At 34.1% G+C, this 17375-nt stretch carries 19 protein-coding genes; 14 read left to right on the top strand and 5 right to left on the bottom strand.

The genetic code is table 11. The features are described 5' to 3' along the window. Nucleotides 1–41: 41 nt before the first annotated feature. On the top strand, nt 42–1583 hold the full coding sequence (locus tag HM990_RS17440; RefSeq protein ID WP_178990841.1) for an Rne/Rng family ribonuclease: 1542 nt from the start codon (nt 42–44) through the stop codon (nt 1581–1583). Nucleotides 1584–2326: 743 nt separating this feature from the next. After that, on the top strand, nt 2327–3013 hold the full coding sequence (locus HM990_RS17435; RefSeq protein WP_178990839.1) for a DUF5025 domain-containing protein: 687 nt from the start codon (nt 2327–2329) through the stop codon (nt 3011–3013). Between the two features lie 85 nt (nt 3014–3098). On the opposite strand, the gene ahcY is transcribed toward HM990_RS17435, so the two are convergent. Further along, nucleotides 3099–4415 carry an adenosylhomocysteinase gene (ahcY, locus tag HM990_RS17430; protein WP_178990837.1) on the bottom strand — a complete coding sequence of 439 codons (1317 nt, stop codon included), beginning with the start codon at nt 4413–4415 and terminating at the stop codon, nt 3099–3101. A 129-nt stretch (nt 4416–4544) separates the two neighbouring features. Between ahcY and HM990_RS17425 the strand changes: the two genes are divergently transcribed. From HM990_RS17425 to HM990_RS17390, 8 genes are all read left to right on the top strand, one after another. Next, a complete protein-coding gene (locus HM990_RS17425; RefSeq protein ID WP_178990835.1) occupies nt 4545–5171 on the top strand; it encodes a 4'-phosphopantetheinyl transferase family protein in 627 nt (208 codons plus the stop codon). Further along, a complete protein-coding gene (locus HM990_RS17420) occupies nt 5171–5917 on the top strand; it encodes a geranylgeranylglyceryl/heptaprenylglyceryl phosphate synthase (protein ID WP_178990833.1) in 747 nt (248 codons plus the stop codon). Before HM990_RS17425 ends, HM990_RS17420 begins: the two co-directional genes overlap by 1 nt. Before the next feature lie 108 nt (nt 5918–6025). Then, a complete protein-coding gene (locus HM990_RS17415) occupies nt 6026–6286 on the top strand; it encodes a hypothetical protein (RefSeq protein ID WP_178990831.1) in 261 nt (86 codons plus the stop codon). Then, a complete protein-coding gene (gene pnuC / locus HM990_RS17410) occupies nt 6270–6902 on the top strand; it encodes a nicotinamide riboside transporter PnuC (protein WP_178990829.1) in 633 nt (210 codons plus the stop codon). The genes HM990_RS17415 and pnuC overlap by 17 nt, the downstream gene beginning before the upstream one ends. Then, nucleotides 6863–7432, top strand: a complete 570-nt coding sequence (locus HM990_RS17405) for an AAA family ATPase (protein WP_178990827.1) — start codon at nt 6863–6865, stop codon at nt 7430–7432. Before pnuC ends, HM990_RS17405 begins: the two co-directional genes overlap by 40 nt. Continuing rightward, on the top strand, nt 7429–8988 hold the full coding sequence (locus HM990_RS17400) for a DUF4301 family protein (RefSeq protein ID WP_178990825.1): 1560 nt from the start codon (nt 7429–7431) through the stop codon (nt 8986–8988). Before HM990_RS17405 ends, HM990_RS17400 begins: the two co-directional genes overlap by 4 nt. After that, complete coding sequence (gene arfB / locus HM990_RS17395) at nt 8988–9392, top strand: alternative ribosome rescue aminoacyl-tRNA hydrolase ArfB (protein ID WP_178990823.1); 405 nt, start codon at nt 8988–8990, stop codon at nt 9390–9392. The genes HM990_RS17400 and arfB overlap by 1 nt, the downstream gene beginning before the upstream one ends. A 450-nt stretch (nt 9393–9842) precedes the next feature. Beyond that, nucleotides 9843–12188 carry a TonB-dependent receptor gene (locus HM990_RS17390; RefSeq protein WP_229719306.1) on the top strand — a complete coding sequence of 782 codons (2346 nt, stop codon included), beginning with the start codon at nt 9843–9845 and terminating at the stop codon, nt 12186–12188. Here HM990_RS17390 and HM990_RS17385 read toward each other — a convergent pair. Then, entirely contained in the window at nt 12185–12622 is a 438-nt protein-coding gene (locus HM990_RS17385) for a hypothetical protein (RefSeq protein WP_178990821.1), read from the bottom strand. The two genes, HM990_RS17390 and HM990_RS17385, sit on opposite strands and share 4 nt — an antisense overlap. Nucleotides 12623–12811: 189 nt before the next feature. Here HM990_RS17385 and greA point away from each other — a divergent pair, with 189 nt between their 5' ends. Then, on the top strand, nt 12812–13285 hold the full coding sequence (gene greA / locus HM990_RS17380) for a transcription elongation factor GreA (RefSeq protein WP_178990819.1): 474 nt from the start codon (nt 12812–12814) through the stop codon (nt 13283–13285). A gap of 100 nt (nt 13286–13385) precedes the next feature. After that, nucleotides 13386–13775 carry an HIT family protein gene (locus HM990_RS17375; protein WP_178990818.1) on the top strand — a complete coding sequence of 130 codons (390 nt, stop codon included), beginning with the start codon at nt 13386–13388 and terminating at the stop codon, nt 13773–13775. Nucleotide 13776: 1 nt separating this feature from the next. Here the strand turns inward: HM990_RS17375 and HM990_RS17370 are convergent, their stop codons facing one another. The 3 genes from HM990_RS17370 to HM990_RS17360 all read right to left on the bottom strand — a co-directional run bounded on the left by HM990_RS17370 (nt 13777) and on the right by HM990_RS17360 (nt 15760). Beyond that, complete coding sequence (locus tag HM990_RS17370) at nt 13777–14133, bottom strand: hypothetical protein (protein ID WP_178990816.1); 357 nt, start codon at nt 14131–14133, stop codon at nt 13777–13779. Between the two features lie 98 nt (nt 14134–14231). Continuing rightward, a complete protein-coding gene (locus HM990_RS17365; RefSeq protein WP_178990813.1) occupies nt 14232–14537 on the bottom strand; it encodes a GIY-YIG nuclease family protein in 306 nt (101 codons plus the stop codon). A gap of 71 nt (nt 14538–14608) precedes the next feature. Then, a complete protein-coding gene (locus HM990_RS17360) occupies nt 14609–15760 on the bottom strand; it encodes a sensor histidine kinase (RefSeq protein WP_178990811.1) in 1152 nt (383 codons plus the stop codon). A 212-nt stretch (nt 15761–15972) separates the two neighbouring features. Here HM990_RS17360 and HM990_RS17355 point away from each other — a divergent pair, with 212 nt between their 5' ends. Next, complete coding sequence (locus HM990_RS17355) at nt 15973–16842, top strand: flavin reductase family protein (protein WP_178990809.1); 870 nt, start codon at nt 15973–15975, stop codon at nt 16840–16842. A gap of 43 nt (nt 16843–16885) precedes the next feature. Then, nucleotides 16886–17263 (top strand): DUF3127 domain-containing protein, encoded by a 378-nt coding sequence (locus HM990_RS17350; RefSeq protein WP_178990807.1) that lies wholly within the window; start codon nt 16886–16888, stop codon nt 17261–17263. The last annotated feature ends 112 nt before the right edge of the window (nt 17264–17375 follow it).

The raw sequence follows: 17375 nt of genomic DNA, 5'->3' as shown, positions 1-17375 counted from the left end.
ATCCATCTATCTCAACGAAGAGTTAGATATAAATTAACATTATGAACAATGAATTAATCGTAAGATCGAGTTCAGATATTGTTGATTTTGCTTTATTAAAAGATGGAAAACTTATTGAATTGCATAAAGACGAAGAGGATAACAACTTTGCAGTTGGTGATATTTTTATTGCCAAAATACGTAAAGTTATTCCTGGTTTAAACGCTGCGTTTGTTAACGTTGGCTATGAGAAAGATGGTTTTTTACACTATCATGATCTTGGACCGCAATTGCCTTCACTTTTAAAATTCATTAAACGTGTAAGCACAGGAAAATTAAGGGATTACACCCTTAAAGACTTTCCGATGGAAAAGGATTTGGACAAACATGGCAGTATTGCAAATGCCATAAAATCCAATCAATCCATTTTAGTACAAGTAGTAAAAGAACCTATCTCTACAAAGGGACCACGCATTAGCTCAGAATTGTCTATTGCTGGAAGATACATTGTCTTGGTACCTTTTTCCAATCGTATTTCAATTTCACAAAAGATTGAATCGCAAGAAGAAAAAGACCGATTAAAAAGACTTGTAAAAAGTATCACACCTAAAGGATTTGGGGTTATTATTCGTACTGTAGCAGAAGGCAAAAAAGTTGCCGAGCTCGATAGTGATTTGCAGAATTTGCTGAATCGATGGACAGCAATGTGTAAAAAATTGTACAAAGCACATCACCCAACTAAAGTATTGGGAGAAATGAACAAGGCATCCTCAATTTTAAGGGATATTTTTAACGATTCATTCTCTGGTATTGTTGTCGATGATGAAGAAATGTACATACAAGTAAAAGATTATGTGCAACAAATTGCACCGAAAAAAGAGTCTATAGTGAAGTTTTATAAAAATGGTGTTCCAATCTTTGAAAAATTTGGCATAGAACGCCAGATTAAAACATCATTTGGAAGAACTGTTTCTATGGCAAAAGGCGCTTACTTGGTAATAGAACATACTGAAGCACTACATGTTGTAGATGTTAATAGTGGTAACCGATCTAATAAAGAAAAGAACCAAGAAGACACCGCTTTAGAAGTCAACATGATCTCTGCACAAGAAATTGCCAGACAGTTACGTTTACGTGATATGGGAGGCATTATCGTTATCGATTTTATTGATATGGGACGTGCTGAGAACAGAAAAAAGCTTTACAATTATCTCAGGGATGAGATGAAAGACGACAAAGCAAAGCATAAAATATTGCCGCCGAGTAAGTTTGGTTTAGTGCAAATAACTAGACAGCGCGTTAGGCCAGAACGCAATATTAAAACGAAAGAAGAAAACCCTAATGTTTTAGGCGATGAAATCGAAGCACCAATTAAAGTGGTGGAGCGTATTAATCAAGATCTAGAACGCGTTTTCAGAAAAGACTATAAAAAGGTAACACTAAATGCACATCCTTTTATAGCAGCCTTTTTAACCAAAGGGTTTCCATCAGTACGTTCAAAGTGGTTCTTTGAACACAAAAAATGGGTAAAAGTTTTACCTAGAGATGCTTACACTTATCTTGAATACCATTTTTATGATAAAGATGGTAACAAAATCAAATAATATCTATTAGAAAAGCCCAATTAGATTCCGATAACTATCGGAACAATTGGGCTTTTTCTTTTTAATTAGGTTTATAATTATTTATAACGTCTTTTAGTGTTCCAAACGATTGAACTGGCATTTCCAAATTTTAAAGTTTTGGTTCCAACTTTACTTTCTCCTAGTGTTCTGTTACTTGTTTTCATAATTTTATTTGTTTTCTGCGGCTTTTAAAAGCGCGTGCAAATTTACGTATGGATTACACCTTAGAAAACAACAGATTTGACAACATTATATGTTATATTAACCTTATTTTGTTTTATTTAACAAAAAACAGGTTAAAATAAAATATTTGCAGGAAAAACATGAAGAGGATTATTATTTACGATTTTGGTTTTAGAATGTTGTAAATAATTCGTGAAAAAATCAATATTGCACTATAGAATTTTTCAAAATTTTTATTCAAAAATAAACAGACTTCTAGGTTGCCTAAAACATACATTCAAGGTTGTAAACAAAAAAATATCAAACAATTCTGATTGAGATTTGAGATTTAATTTATTGGATTTTTATTGATTTAATAACAATAATACTCAGGGTAATATGGTTCTTCGACTGTAATACCAATATGCTCGGTTTGGTAATTTGCTAATTCAGTCAACTCAATACTTATTTTTTCTAAGGCCGTGTAATTTGTAAGAAAAATGACATTAATAAAATTATTTATTTATATTGCCGAACATTTTAAAAACTCAAAAAAAATTATGCTAAAAAAAATTACGCCTCTATATCTAATTGTACTGTGCTTCTCATTTTGTTATAATTGTAGCTCCGATTCTGATTCAAACGACGATGAAACGGATAGTAATGAATATATTTATTTCATGTCGGGTAAAATCGATGGAGAATCTTTTATTTATGGACAAAAAACTAGTGCAACTGAATTGGATTACACTTCTGGTTTAAGCGTTACGTTACCTGCAGTTTGCGCCTATAACCCAGATACTGGAGGATTTAACTACAGCCCTTTTGTTTATCCAAATTTTGATGATGAATCTAGACCAACCATGGGAATTGATTTTGTTAGATTTCATTTATGTACAGATGACTCATCTCAATTAGAAACATTTAATGATAAATTTCCTACCACTTCGTATGAATTTGCAGATTCAGATTTAGCTTCCTCTGGACTTGTAGGTAAAATTGGATTAACTTACAGTCCTAACGCTCAAGACGGGCCATACTACAGTACTTATGGTGGAGATCAATCTAATAGCACATTTGAGATAACCTCCTCAACAGCATTTAACACTTATTTTGCAGATACTTTAATTAGTGCAGGTCAAATTGTTGAAGGTAATTTTTCTGCAACTTTTTATAATTCTGAAGACCCATCTGATATTATAGTTATTACTGATGGGCAATTCAAGATGATTCCATCTTTGGACTAAATCAGAGACAAAATAAAGCATAAAATTAAACCCCAAATCCTTAAGATTTGGGGTTTAATTTTAACTAACTATTATAAGAAATTATTTAATACCTATAATGCTCAGGCTTATAAGGCCCTTCAACTTTTACACCAATATAATCAGCTTGGTATTCTGCTAATTCAGTCAACTCTACACCAATCTTTTCTAAGTGTAGTTTTGCTACTTTTTCATCTAAATGCTTTGGTAACATATACACATCATTTTCATACTTGTCGCTGTTTTTCCAAAGTTCAATTTGCGCCAATGTTTGGTTAGTAAATGAATTACTCATTACAAAACTTGGATGACCAGTTGCACAACCTAAATTAACCAAACGTCCTTCAGCTAAAACGATGATATCTTTACCATCAATCGTATATTTATCAACTTGTGGCTTAATCGTATCTTTAGTGTTTCCGTAGTTTTTGTTTAACCAAGCCATTTGTATTTCATTGTCAAAGTGACCTATATTACAAACAATGGTTTTGTCTTTCATGGCTTTAAAATGCTCAGCTCTAACGATATCTTTATTTCCAGTAGTGGTAATGACAATATCAGAGTTTCCAACAACAGTTTCCAATTTCTTTACTTCAAAACCGTCCATGGCAGCTTGTAACGCACAAATTGGATCGATTTCAGTAACGGTAACAATACTTCCTGCGCCTTTAAAAGAGGCTGCTGTACCTTTACCAACATCGCCATAACCACAAACGGTTACACGTTTTCCGGCCAACATAATATCAGTGGCACGACGAATCGCATCTACCGCAGATTCTTTACAACCATATTTGTTATCGAATTTTGATTTTGTGACAGAATCATTGACATTAATCGCCGGCATAGTTAATGTACCATTTTTAACACGCTCGTAAAGTCTATGAACTCCAGTCGTTGTTTCTTCAGACAAACCTTTAATTCCAGCAGACAATTCTGGGTATTTATCCAAAACCATATTGGTTAAATCGCCACCGTCATCTAAAATCATGTTTAATGGTTTTCTGTCTTCGCCAAAGAATAAGGTTTGCTCTATACACCAATCAAATTCTTCTTCTGTCATGTCTTTCCAAGCATAAACAGCGGTTCCTGCGGCAGCAATAGCAGCAGCAGCTTGATCTTGAGTTGAGAAAATATTACAAGAACTCCAAGTCACTTCTGCGCCTAAGGCTTGCAATGTTTCAATTAAAACCGCAGTCTGAATCGTCATGTGCAAACAGCCTGCAATACGTGCGCCTTTTAAAGGTTGCTCGTTTTTGTACTCTTCACGTAAACTCATTAAACCTGGCATTTCTGCTTCAGCCAATTCAATTTCTTTTCTTCCCCAAGCCGCAAGCGACATATCTTTTACCTTATTAGGTATGTAGGCAACTGTTTTTGTACTCATATTTTTTTGACTTTTTTTAAATTATACTTGCCTTTGGGTTTAACGCTTAAATAGTTAAATTCGCTGAATAAAAAATGCTAAATCTGCCTCAGGCAGTGCAAAGATAACCAATAACATTCAGAATTCTAAATGCCACTGTATAAAACCATTAGTGTAAACTCACAAACTACTGTTAAAATTTGGAAGATTGAAGAATCTTATGACGAGTTATTTCAGCCTTTAAATTTAAAACCTAACAGTTTAAAGCGGGTTTTAGGGATGAAAAGTGAATTGCATCAACGGGGCTTTTTGAGTGTGCGTCATTTGTTACGTGAATTTGGTTATACAGACCAGGATTTGTTTTATGACGACAACGGAAAACCGCACCTTAATGATGGCAAACATATTTCCATTACGCATTCCTTTACCTTTTCTGGAGTTATTCTTAGTGATAAAGAAGTGGGCATTGATATTGAAAAGCAACGTGATAAAATAACTGTCATTGCCCATAAATTTGTGGATTATGAATACAATTACTTAAAATCTACTGATGACGATTACATCAATAGACTTACCGTAATTTGGGGAATTAAAGAATCGCTTTATAAACTTTTTGCCGTTCCTGGTATGTTGTTTAGAGACCATTTTTTAGTGATTCCTTTTTCGATGATAGATGGTCAAACTGTGGCTTGGATAGATTATGAAGGTAAAAAATATAGGTATAATACCGCTTTTTTAGAATTTGAAGGCTTTACCTGTGCTTATGTGATTCCGTAATGAACAGTATTTACCAAAATATAATTGCTGAAAAAGCTAAAGCCAAAAAACTTTTAGCCGTTTTGATTGATCCAGATAAGATGAAGATTGAACATGTGTCGAATTTTATATCTAAGGTCAATCAATCCATAGCCACACATATTTTTGTTGGAGGAAGCGAAGTTGATGAAGGTCTAACGGAAACTTTAGTCATCGAAATTAAAAAGCATACGAATTTACCGGTTGTTTTATTTCCTGGAGATATTGTTCAAATTACGGATAAAGCTGATGGTGTTTTGTTTTTGTCTTTAATTTCTGGTCGAAATCCTGATTATTTAATTGGTAAACACGTCGAAGCTGTTTCTAGGTTGAAGTACTCTAATTTGGAAGTCATTCCAACAGGATATCTTTTAATTGAAAACCTGCCTGCCGTCAGGCATGGTGGAAAAGAAACTGCAGTACAACGCGTGAGTGAAACTAAACCAATTCCAAGAAAAAATGTTCAAACGATAAAAGACACTGCAAAGGCAGGAGAATTATTAGGTATGAAATTCATTTATCTTGAAGCTGGTAGTGGCGCAACACATCCTATTGAAGCTGGTATTATTTCAGAAGTTAAACAACAACTCAATATACCTTTGATTGTTGGTGGAGGCATTAGAACAAAAGCCGACATGGAATCAGCATACAAAGCAGGAGCAGATTTGGTGGTTATAGGAACTGCTTTTGAAGAAGACGAAAACTTCTTCGATGAATTAATAAAGTAACTCAGACTGTCAGACTGAGGGCAGTCGAAGTCCAAATAAAGACTAATATATAATTAAAAGATTACCGCTGAAGTTCACATTGAGCGTAGTCGAAATGCAAAACAAAGTATGAAAATATCAATAGAACTAACACTTACACCATTAAAAGACGATTACGAACCACACATCATCGACTTCATAAAAGAGCTTAGGGCTTCTGAATTTAAAATTTTGGAAAATCCTCTAAGCACGCAGATCTATGGAGATTATGATAAGGTAATGCCTTTTTTGACCCAAGAAATTAAGAAATCATTTTCAGGTTTAGACATTGCCGTATTGCACATGAAATTGGTTAAAACCGACCGAAGCGATTATGAACCAAATTTTTGATTTTTTCTTAAACGCCTATCAAAATGCGCCGACATATCAAATTGTATTAGAGGCCGTTGCATTTGTGTTCGGAATTGCGAGTGTTTGGTATGCAAAACAAGAAAATATTCTTGTATATCCAACAGGAATAATTTGTACAGTAATTACTGTTTATCTCTTATATATTAATCAATATTTAGGCGATATGATGATGAATTTTTATTATTCCGTAATGAGTCTATATGGATGGTGGAATTGGTCGCGGAAAAAAAACAACGTCATTGCTGTTCCGATTTCCAGAACGACTTCCAAAGAAAAACTAATTGGTGTTGGCTTATTTATATTGACCATGATAGTTACCTATTTAGTATATCTCTTTTATGATTATACTATAGAAATTCCAAACTATATAGATATCGTTACTTCTGGTATTTTCTTTACAGCAATGTGGTACATGGCTAATAAAAAATTAGAAAATTGGACCCTTTGGATTATTGGCGATTTAATAACAATTCCTCTTTATGCATATAGAGGTTTGGGCATGTTATCATTACAATATTTTATCTTTACAATCTTAGCAATACAAGGCTATATCTCATGGAAGAAGCACTTAAACAACAACCATCAGACTGCATAAAAGTAGTTTTATTCGGACCAGAATCTACAGGAAAAACTACGCTTTCTAAGCAATTAGCTAGACACTATAATTCAGTTTGGGTGCCAGAATATGCACGTGATTATTTACAGGAAAAATGGAATGATGAACGTAAAACTTGTGAACCAAAAGATTTACTTCCCATAGCAATTGGACAGATGGCTCTTGAAAATAAACTGGCCCTAAAAACAGACTCAGTTTTAATCTGTGACACCGATTTACTGGAAACCAAAGTATATAGTGAAGCTTATTATTCAGGAACATGTGACCCGATTTTAGACAATTACGCTTTAAAAAATTTTTACGATCTTTACTTTTTAACTTATATTGACACACCTTGGGAAGCGGACGACCTAAGGGATAAACCCAATGAAAGAGAACGCATGTTCAACGCTTTTGAAACGGCTCTTAAAACTCACAACAAGCCTTATGTTTTATTAAAAGGAAGTAAAGAGGAACGTCTTAAGATTGCTGTTCAACATATTGATCGTCTATTAAATAACAAATTATGAATTTTACAGAAAAAGATATAAAACAAATAGAATCGAAAGGTTTAAGCTTAGATGAAGTTAAAAAACAAGTTCACATTTTTAAAGCTGGAATTCCATTTACAAATATTGCTGAAGCAGCCACGACTGATAGCGGAATAATGACATTGAATGATAGTTTAATTGACATGTACATCGCATCATTCGAAGCAGAAAAAGATAATAAAACGTTATTAAAATTTGTACCAGCATCAGGAGCTGCAACCCGAATGTTCAAATTTCTATTTCAGTTTGTCAACCAATACAATCCTGATGAACAATCACTTAATTCTTATATCAACAGAAACAATTTAAGGGAATTATCACTCTTTATGGTTGGGATGGAAAAATTTCCATTTTATAGAGACATATTAGCGTCATTGAAATCTAAAGGGATCAACCTTGAAATGTTACCAACGCAAGAAAAAGTGTGGCATTTTGCAAAAGCGATGTTAGATGAAAACCAAATGAACTTCGGAAATCAACCTAAGGGATTGTTACCATTTCATGAGTATAAAAAAGACCATATTTCTACGGCCTTTGAAGAACATTTGTACGAAGCAGCCTTATACGCATCGAGTAATGGATTGGCTAAATTGCATTTCACTATTTCAGAAGTTCATGAAGATAAATTTAAAGAAGAGTTTAAGAATATTCAGCAAGATATAGAGAAAAATACAGGCGTTACATTTGATATTTCATTTTCATACCAACAGCAATCTACGGATACCATTGCGTTAACTTTGGATAACGAACCTTTTAGGAAAGCTGATGGCTCCATATTGTTTAGACCATCTGGTCATGGCGCTTTATTGACAAACCTGAATAACCTCAATGCAGATGTTGTTTTTATTAAAAATATAGATAATGTCGTCGTCTATAGATACAAAGAAGAAGTTGCAAAATATAAAAAAGTGCTAGCAGGAATTCTTATGGAATTACAAAATCAAACTTTTGAATATTTACAGGTTTTAGATTCAAAAACGATTACAGAAGAGCGTTTGACAACTATTGAGAATTTTCTAACAGATAAGTTAAGCATTAAAATAACGGATGAATATAAAAAATATGCCGATCGTTATAAGGTTGAATACCTTAAAGAAAAACTAAACCGCCCAATTCGTATCTGCGGCATGGTAAAAAATGAAGGCGAGCCAGGAGGCGGTCCATTTTGGGTAAAAGATCACAGATCTAACCAATCGCTTCAAATTGTGGAATCGGCTCAAATCAATTTAGAAGACCAAAAACAAGCAGATATACTAAATAACGCCACCCATTTTAATCCTGTAGATTTAGTCTGTGGTATAAAAAATTATAAAGGCGAAAAGTTTGATCTGGCAAACTACGTAGATCCTAATACCGCTTTCATTTCCCAAAAAACCAAAAATGGGAAACAACTAAAAGCATTGGAGCTGCCAGGACTTTGGAATGGAAGTATGGCCCATTGGACGACGATTTTTGTTGAGGTACCAATCATCACTTTCAATCCTGTTAAAACCGTCAACGATCTATTAAAATCACCACATCAAATTAAAGAATAGTGGATTCCGAATTACTAAAATCTGAATTAAACTACAAATATGTCCGAAGCTCAGGAAGCGGAGGTCAAAATGTAAACAAAGTATCGTCTAAAGCTGAATTATATTTTGACCTTGAAAATTCCCAAGTCTTTAATGACGAAGAAAAACAAAAACTTTCTGAATTTTTCAATAATCGATTAACCAAAGACGGCGTATTAATCCTTGCATCTGATGAAAGCAGAAGTCAATTTAGAAACAAGGCTTTAGTCACCCGCCGCTTTTTAGACTTGATTGAAGAAGGCTTAAAGGAAGAAAAGTTAAGGGTACCGACTAGAGTTCCCAGAAGAGTCAAAAAGAAGCGTTTAAAGAACAAACGGATTAATGCGGATAAAAAGGCCAATCGCAAGCCACCAAAATTAGATTAATTCCAAAATCAAGACGCAAAATCTCATTTTTTTTTGCGTAAAGCGTCTAAATTGCAAAGCTTTAAAGTCTCGCTTTGTGCCTTTCTGTGTTTGCTAGAAGAAAAAATCGAAAATCGTTACTAGAAAATCAAAAATCCCTTTTATCTTTGCCACGTTCTCAAAAAAGGGGTGCCTATTATCGGCTGAGATCATACCCATTGAACCTAGAACAGGTAATGCTGTTTAGGAAGCGAGCGTTAAGAAAATGTCTTGTGGACATTTTTAGCGAGTGCAATAAGGTTATCAATGATTGTTTTTACTACTTCTGAAACTTGATCTGTTATATTTAGACATGAACAGTTTCAAAACGAAGAAATCAACATTTACCAACTGCATAAGCCTTAAGCTCAAAAAATTAATTATTAACCAAGAATAATGACCTCTTTTTATTCGATTATAAATTATAGTCGTATGAAATCTAGTATTCTTAAAGTTCAATCTGATAATCTATTGTCATTATCTAGATTCAGTTTCGCCTTTCTAAATAATATAGCCGAAACTAAAATTTTATTCAACAATCTCTCAAAAAAACGAAAACAGAGATTAACATTTTCCATTTTTTTATTAAGTCTTTGCTCAGCTTTTGGGCAAGAGAAACAACAAGATTCAACTAAAGTTGAGAAACTCGACGAAGTTCTAGTAAAAGCAGTTCGTGTCGATGCAAAATCACCAATTACGCACAGTAATGTATCCAAAGAAGAGTTGGCGAAACGTAATTTAGGCCAGGACATTCCTGTTCTACTTAACTATTTGCCTTCCGTAGTCACCACTACAGATGCTGGTGCAGGTGTTGGCTATACAGGGATTAGAGTTCGTGGTGTAAGTTCACAATCGACAAATGTTACCATTAACGGAATTCCTTATAATGACGCCGAATCCTTAGGTACATTTTGGGTCAATTTAGGAGATTTTGCGTCTTCTGTTGAAAGTCTACAGCTTCAGCGTGGCGTTGGAACTTCAACAAACGGTTCTGGTGCTTTTGGTGCAAGCATTAACGTGTTGACGGATGCGGTTTCTAAAGACGCTTCAGGCGAAATTTCTAATTCCTTTGGGAGTTTTAATACTAGAAAACATACTGTAAAATTCAGTACAGGACAAATTTATTCGGATGCTGAGCGAAGTCGAAGTATTGAGATTGCTGGCCGTTTGTCAAATATAGCTTCTGATGGTTATATCGATCGAGCTTCTACAGATTTAAAATCCTATTTTTTACAAGGCTCTTATATTGATGATAACACTTTAATAAAGGCTATTACATTTGGTGGTAGCGAAGTAACTTACCAAGCTTGGAACGGTTTCGATCCAGATTATATTAGTGCCTTAGGCGCCAACCCAAATATTGATGAAAATAGACAATTCAACGTGTCTGGTGCTTATTTTGATGACAATGATGTTCTTAAATTTTATGATAACGAAGTGGATAATTACAGTCAAGATCATTATCAATTACATTGGAATCAACGTTACGATAATCAATGGTCAACCACATTGAGTTTCAATTATACCAAAGGGCAAGGGTATTTTGAGCAATACAAAGAAGATGAGGATTTTGGTGACTATGGCTTTGAAACATTAAATTTTAATGGGGAAATAATTGAGGAAACCGATTTAATTAGAAGACGTTGGTTAGATAATAATTATTATGTTTTTAATGCCAATGCCAATTATAAAAAGGATAACCTGGATCTTATTTTTGGAGGCTCATACAGTCATTATGATGGCGACCATTTTGGTGAAGTGATCTGGGCAGAGTTTGCAAGTCAATCCGAAATTAGAGACCGATATTATGATGGCAATAGTAAAAAGAATGATTTATCCATTTTCGCGAAAGCAAATTATAAAATAAATAATAAAATAAGCCTATTCGGCGATATGCAAGTAAGAAACGTAACCTATAAAACTACGGGTACAACTTCTGATATTGTAGAATTTGCCGTCGATAAAGATTTTACGTTCTTTAATCCTAAAGCAGGTATAACCTTTGATCTCAATGAGGATAACAGTTTATACTTCTCTTATGCCAGGGCGAACAGAGAACCGAATAGAACTGACTTTGAAAGCAATAACGCTATAGAACCAGAACAACTCAATGATTTTGAACTGGGTTGGAGACACAACAAAGGAAACTTTGTGTTTAATGCCAATGCCTATTACATGTTATATAATGAGCAATTGGTCTTATCCGGTCGGTTGGATGACGTAGGAAATCCTATTAGGACCAATAGTGGCAAAAGTTACCGATTAGGTTTAGAATTGGAAGCCGTGATTCCTGTGGTTTCAAAGTTAACCTTACAACCAAATGTCACACTTAGCACCAATAAGAATAGTGAAACCATTGTTTCTTTTGATGGCGAATTACAGAATCTGGGTAAAACGGATATCTCATTTTCGCCAAGTATAGTCGCAGCCAATGCTATTGTATTTCAGCCTATTGAACATCTTCAAATGTCTTGGTTAAGTAAATTTGTAGGTGAGCAATTTATGAGTAATACTGAAGCTGAATTATCAAAATTGGATAGTTATTTTATTAATGATTTCAACATTAATTACACTTTGAAAACCAAATCTATTTTTGAATCTATAGTGTTTTCAGGATTAGTAAATAACATTTTCAATGTGAAATATATTTCCAACGGTTATTATTATACTTATGATGACGACTTTTCCAACCCAGGAATTGTTTCAACTATTGAGGGCGTAGGTTATTACCCACAAGCAACCACTAACTTTTTGGTTGGTGTAACCTTGAACTTTTAGTTACTGACAAGATAGATACCATTGCCAAGATCCTCAACCCTGTATGCCTGCAACGTACAGGGTTGGGTGTTTCCGTCAAAACCGTAACCAGTACCAAGGCTATATTCATTGGCATCGTCGCAGCCGCAGACTACAATGTCTCCTATTCCTGAATCTGTTAAAACAGAGCAATTCTCTAGCGGATGGCTTGGGTCAGCTGCGTCCCATGCGTAAAGTGTTGTAGAATTTGCGCGATATAACCAAATGCCAGCATTGCCATATCCATCAACATAAACGGCATTACTATTGTATATTAATTGATTAAACTGAGGTAAATTAGTGTTCACGGTTAAGTTGACTCCAGCATCAAACAAGAAATTACAGTTGCTGTTGATATCGTTTTTACTACAAGCAAAAATCACAACACAACTAAGCGTTATAAACAGTTTTTTCATCTTCAATTTTTTTTGGCACTTCGACAGGCTCAGTGTGGCACAATTTACAATTATTTGAACTTTGCCGTAAATATTTTATATATTTGTATAGTAATCTCGTCAGCGCGGGATTTTTTCATTAGTCCCGAACTTGTTTCGGGATATTTTGAATATAGCGACCACAGATTACATGGATTAAACGAATGAATTATGAGTAAAGTATCTTATTACACCGCTGAAGGTTTAAAAAAATTACGGGACGAGTTAAACCAACTTAAAGATGTAGAACGTCCAAAAGCTTCGCAAGCTATTGCAGAGGCAAGGGATAAAGGGGATTTAAGTGAAAATGCAGAATACGATGCTGCCAAAGAAGCACAAGGCATGCTTGAAATGAAAATTTCTAAAATGGAGGAAGCGTTATCTGGAGCCAGAATCATAGACGAGTCGCAACTGGATTTGACCAAAGTCTTAGCCTTATCAAAAGTTAAAATTAAAAACCAAACTAATGGTATGGAGATGACCTATACCTTGGTTGCAGAGAGTGAAGCTGATTTAGCGTCGGGTAAAATCTCTATAAATTCACCAATCGGAAAAGGGTTATTAGGCAAATCTGTAGGAGATACCGCAGAAATTCAAGTACCAAATGGCACCATGAAATTTGATATTTTAGAAATTTCTAGATAATAAATTGCGGAATAACTAATAATAGTATAGATATATCATAAAAAGATTCCTTATTACAGGAATCTTTTTATATTTATGAAAGACTCAACAAAACTTAAACATGGCAACACTCTTCACAAAAATAATTTCAGGCGAAATACCGTCTTATAAGGTTGCCGAAACTGAAGAGTTTTTTGCGTTTTTGGATATTAACCCAAATTCCAAAGGTCATACACTTTGTATTCCTAAAAAAGAAGTCAATAAAATTTTTGATTTAGATAAAGATACCTACTTAGGATTGATGCAGTTCTCTAGAAAAGTAGCTATGGCTTTAGAAAAAGCCGTGCCATGCGAACGTATTGGAATGTCCGTAATAGGCTTAGAAGTTCCACATGCGCATGTCCATTTGATTCCACTTCATACTATGGATGATGCCCGTTTTTCGAACAAGCAAAAATTAGAGCCTCAAGAGTTCGAGGCTATTGCAAAGAAAATCAGCTCTTTTTTATAGATTAAATTGAAATTATTCCGGTTGCGAATAAGATAGCGGCAACTAAAACCACAATTATAAGAACAATTATTGCCCAAGTGATTGGCTTTAACTTAATAGATTTAGGTTTCGTTTTAAGTCCTCTTTTGTGGTAATCCACAACACGTTCAATGTCATCTGTCCACATAATAGGAAAAATTTGTACTTCACAATTAAGACAACGTAGCTCAGAAGCCGTTTCATTTGTAATGGCCTTATAAAATTTGGATTCAGTTAAGTTTTGTTTAAACGTGAGTTCTAAACTATCATTAGAATAACATTCAGGACAGTTATTGCCAAGCCTGGCTTCTTTTAAAGTGAAAAATCGTGACGAACGCATGGTCAAATTTAAACTAAAATTTTGATAGTTTGTTGCTAGACCTTTCAGGTTTTTAAAACTTTTGTCATTCAGAAGGAACGCAGTGACTGAAGAATCTCTTAGATAGTCTCGTTTAAGAATTCCCACTCAACATTAAAATGTGAAATCAAGTATTCTTTTTTCTTACGACTCCAGCCTTTAATTTCCTTTTCTCGTTTTATAGCAGTTTCAACGTCAAAAAAAAGCTCATGATAAATTAAATAAAAACATCTATACTTTTTAGTAAAAGCTTTTGAAAAGGGTTCTGGATTATTATGAAAATATAATCTATCTTTAAGATTATTTGTTACACCAGTATATAGTACGGTTTTTGTTTTGTTTGTTAGAATATAAACATAGTAATTGTGATTCCCTATAGTTTTCATGCTTTCAGAATAATTTTAATTCATTGATTTAGTAAACATATTGAGATTCTTCGCTACGCTCTGAATGACAATTATACCTGCTTCAACATAATTTGAATCGTTGTTCCTTTTCCAATTTCAGAAGTCAACACTTTTATTCGTCCATTGTGGTAATCTTCAATAATCCGCTTAGCTAAAGACAAGCCAAGTCCCCAACCACGCTTTTTCGTAGTGTAACCAGGCTCAAATATTTTAGTATAGGAAGACTTTGGAATCCCTTTTCCAGTGTCTGAAATATTAATAAAGACTTGATTTTCCAGCTGTGATAATTCCAGTTTTAAATCGCCTTTGCCTTTCATGGCATCTATGGCGTTTTTTACTAAATTTTCAATGGTCCAACTGTAAAGTTGCTCGTTGAGGTTAATAGGTATTTCTCTTTCAGGAATTATAATTTCAAAATTAATAAGCTTGGAAGAACGTGCTTTCAAATACGCATAAGACGATTTGGTCACTTCAACAATATCCATCGATTTTAATGTTGGCGCAGAACCAATTTTACTAAACCGTTCAGTTATGGTTTGAAGCCGGTCAATATCTTTTTCGATTTCAACTATATAATCTGGATTTACATTTTCCGACTTTAAAATTTCTGTCCAGCCAACCAGAGAAGATAAAGGGGTTCCAATCTGATGGGCTGTTTCCTTTGCCATCCCTGTCCAGAGTTTATTCTGATCGGCAATTTTTGAACTTCGATAGAAGAAATATGCCACTGCAGCAAACAGAAAAATAATAAGCATTAAAGCCAAAGGGTAATATTTTAGTTTGTTTAGCAATGGTGAGTTACCATAATATAATGTTGATAATATTTTGCCCTTATATCGTATCTCAATAGGCTCATTTTCATTTTTAAATTTTTCAATTAATTTAATAAGGTAAATAGAATCCTTTGCTTTTTCTTCATCGATATTATTGTGCTCCATACTCCCATCTTCACTAACTTTTATCATGGGAGTAGACGTATTACTTTTTAAAATTTCTAATGGTAGCTCCCCAATGTCTGCATTAAGATTATCGGTTTTACGCATTTCTTTTTGGGCAAATGACCAATTCTTCATTTTAGAACGCTCTTCGGCCTTGAAATTTTGAAAAAATGTATAAGTATTCCAAAGAATAAGAGAAATGATAATAAAGGAAGACACTACAATAATCCAACGGATTGCATTTCTATTTAAGCTAAAAGTCATTAGTTAGTTTTAATTCATGTGTTTATAATTATTGTTTCTCAAGGTCACATGCTATTCGCTATTAATGTTCCATTAGATTAGAAAACTATAATTATGCTCGTTTCAATTTTAAATATAATGTAAATATGTTGATATTATTGTGCTTTAATATGCCCAAAATACTTTCGTCTGCAACTCAATATAATTATATTTGTTGAAAATCAGTCAAATACATGGTTTCATTCATCCCTAAAGACCTTTCAACAGGCGTTTTACACAGTTATTTGTTGAGTGCCATTGCGCCAAGACCTATCGCTTTTGCGAGCACAATTGATGCTGATGGTAATCCTAATTTATCGCCTTTCAGCTTTTTTAATGTATTTAGTGCCAATCCTCCCATATTAATTTTTTCACCAGCCAGACGTGTGAGGGACAACACCACCAAACATACATTGGGCAATGTTGAAGCGATCAAAGAAGTGGTCATTAATGTTGTAAATTACGATATGGTGCATCAGGCATCCTTAACCAGTACAGAATATCCTGAAGGGGTTAATGAATTTGGAAAAGCGGGTTTATCAATGCTTCCATCAGATATTGTAAAACCGTTTAGAGTCGCAGAATCGCCAATACAATTTGAATGCAAAGTCAATGACATAGTGCATTTAGGAACCGAAGGCGGAGCAGGGAATTTAGTGATATGCGAAGTGGTGAAACTTCATTTTTCTGATGAAGTTTTAAACGACGACCAAACCATAAATCAAGAAGCATTAGACCTAGTGGCAAGAGCTGGTGGGAGTTATTACAGTAGAGCGAAAAAAGGCTTTTTTGAAATTCCAAAACCTTTAAAAACATTGGGAATTGGTGTTGACAATATGCCAGAGCACGTGAGAAATAGTATGATTTTAACAGGAAACAATCTCGGAATGCTTGCCAATGTTGAAGCTTTGCCCAATAAAGACGAAGTAAATCAATTTGTTGAAGATATTTCTGAACGCTATCCAGACATTAAAACCGCATCACACAGAGAAAAACATAAACTGGCTCAAAATTATTTGAGCTATGGAGACGTAAAAAGTGCTTGGAAGTTATTACTTTCGTAGTCTCAAAAAAATAAGAATTTTATAAATTATAGATTAAGCAAAAATGGAAGTACAAGGACGTATTAAAATGGTAGGAGAGACTCAAACTTTTGGTAGTAATGGGTTTAGAAAAAGAGAAGTTGTAGTGACTACAGAAGAACAATACCCACAGCATATTATGGTGGAGTTTGTTCAAGACAAAACAGAATTGTTAAACAACTTCAAAGAAGGTCAGCAGGTTAAAATTAATATCAACCTAAGAGGAAGAGAATGGGTGAATCCACAAGGTGAAACTAAATATTTTAATTCTATACAAGGTTGGAGAATTGAAGCGTTACAAGCACAAGCTCCAAGTGGAGATATGCCTCCTGTACCACCAACAGAAGCTTTTGAGCCTGTTAGCGATTTAAACGAAGATGATAATGACGATTTACCTTTCTAGGTTAAGGTCGTAAATTTTAAAAAAAAGACTTGTTTTTTTATTGAAAAACAGGTCTTTTTTTTTGTTAACCAGTTCAACTTTAATTGAAAAAGTCCTGATGGTTAATCAGGAC

Source organism: Winogradskyella schleiferi (assembly GCF_013394655.1).
In the GTDB taxonomy this organism is placed as follows: Bacteria; Bacteroidota; Bacteroidia; order Flavobacteriales; family Flavobacteriaceae; genus Winogradskyella; species Winogradskyella schleiferi.
Note: the sequence above shows the minus strand (reverse complement) of the source record. Positions and strands in the feature narration are given on the sequence as shown.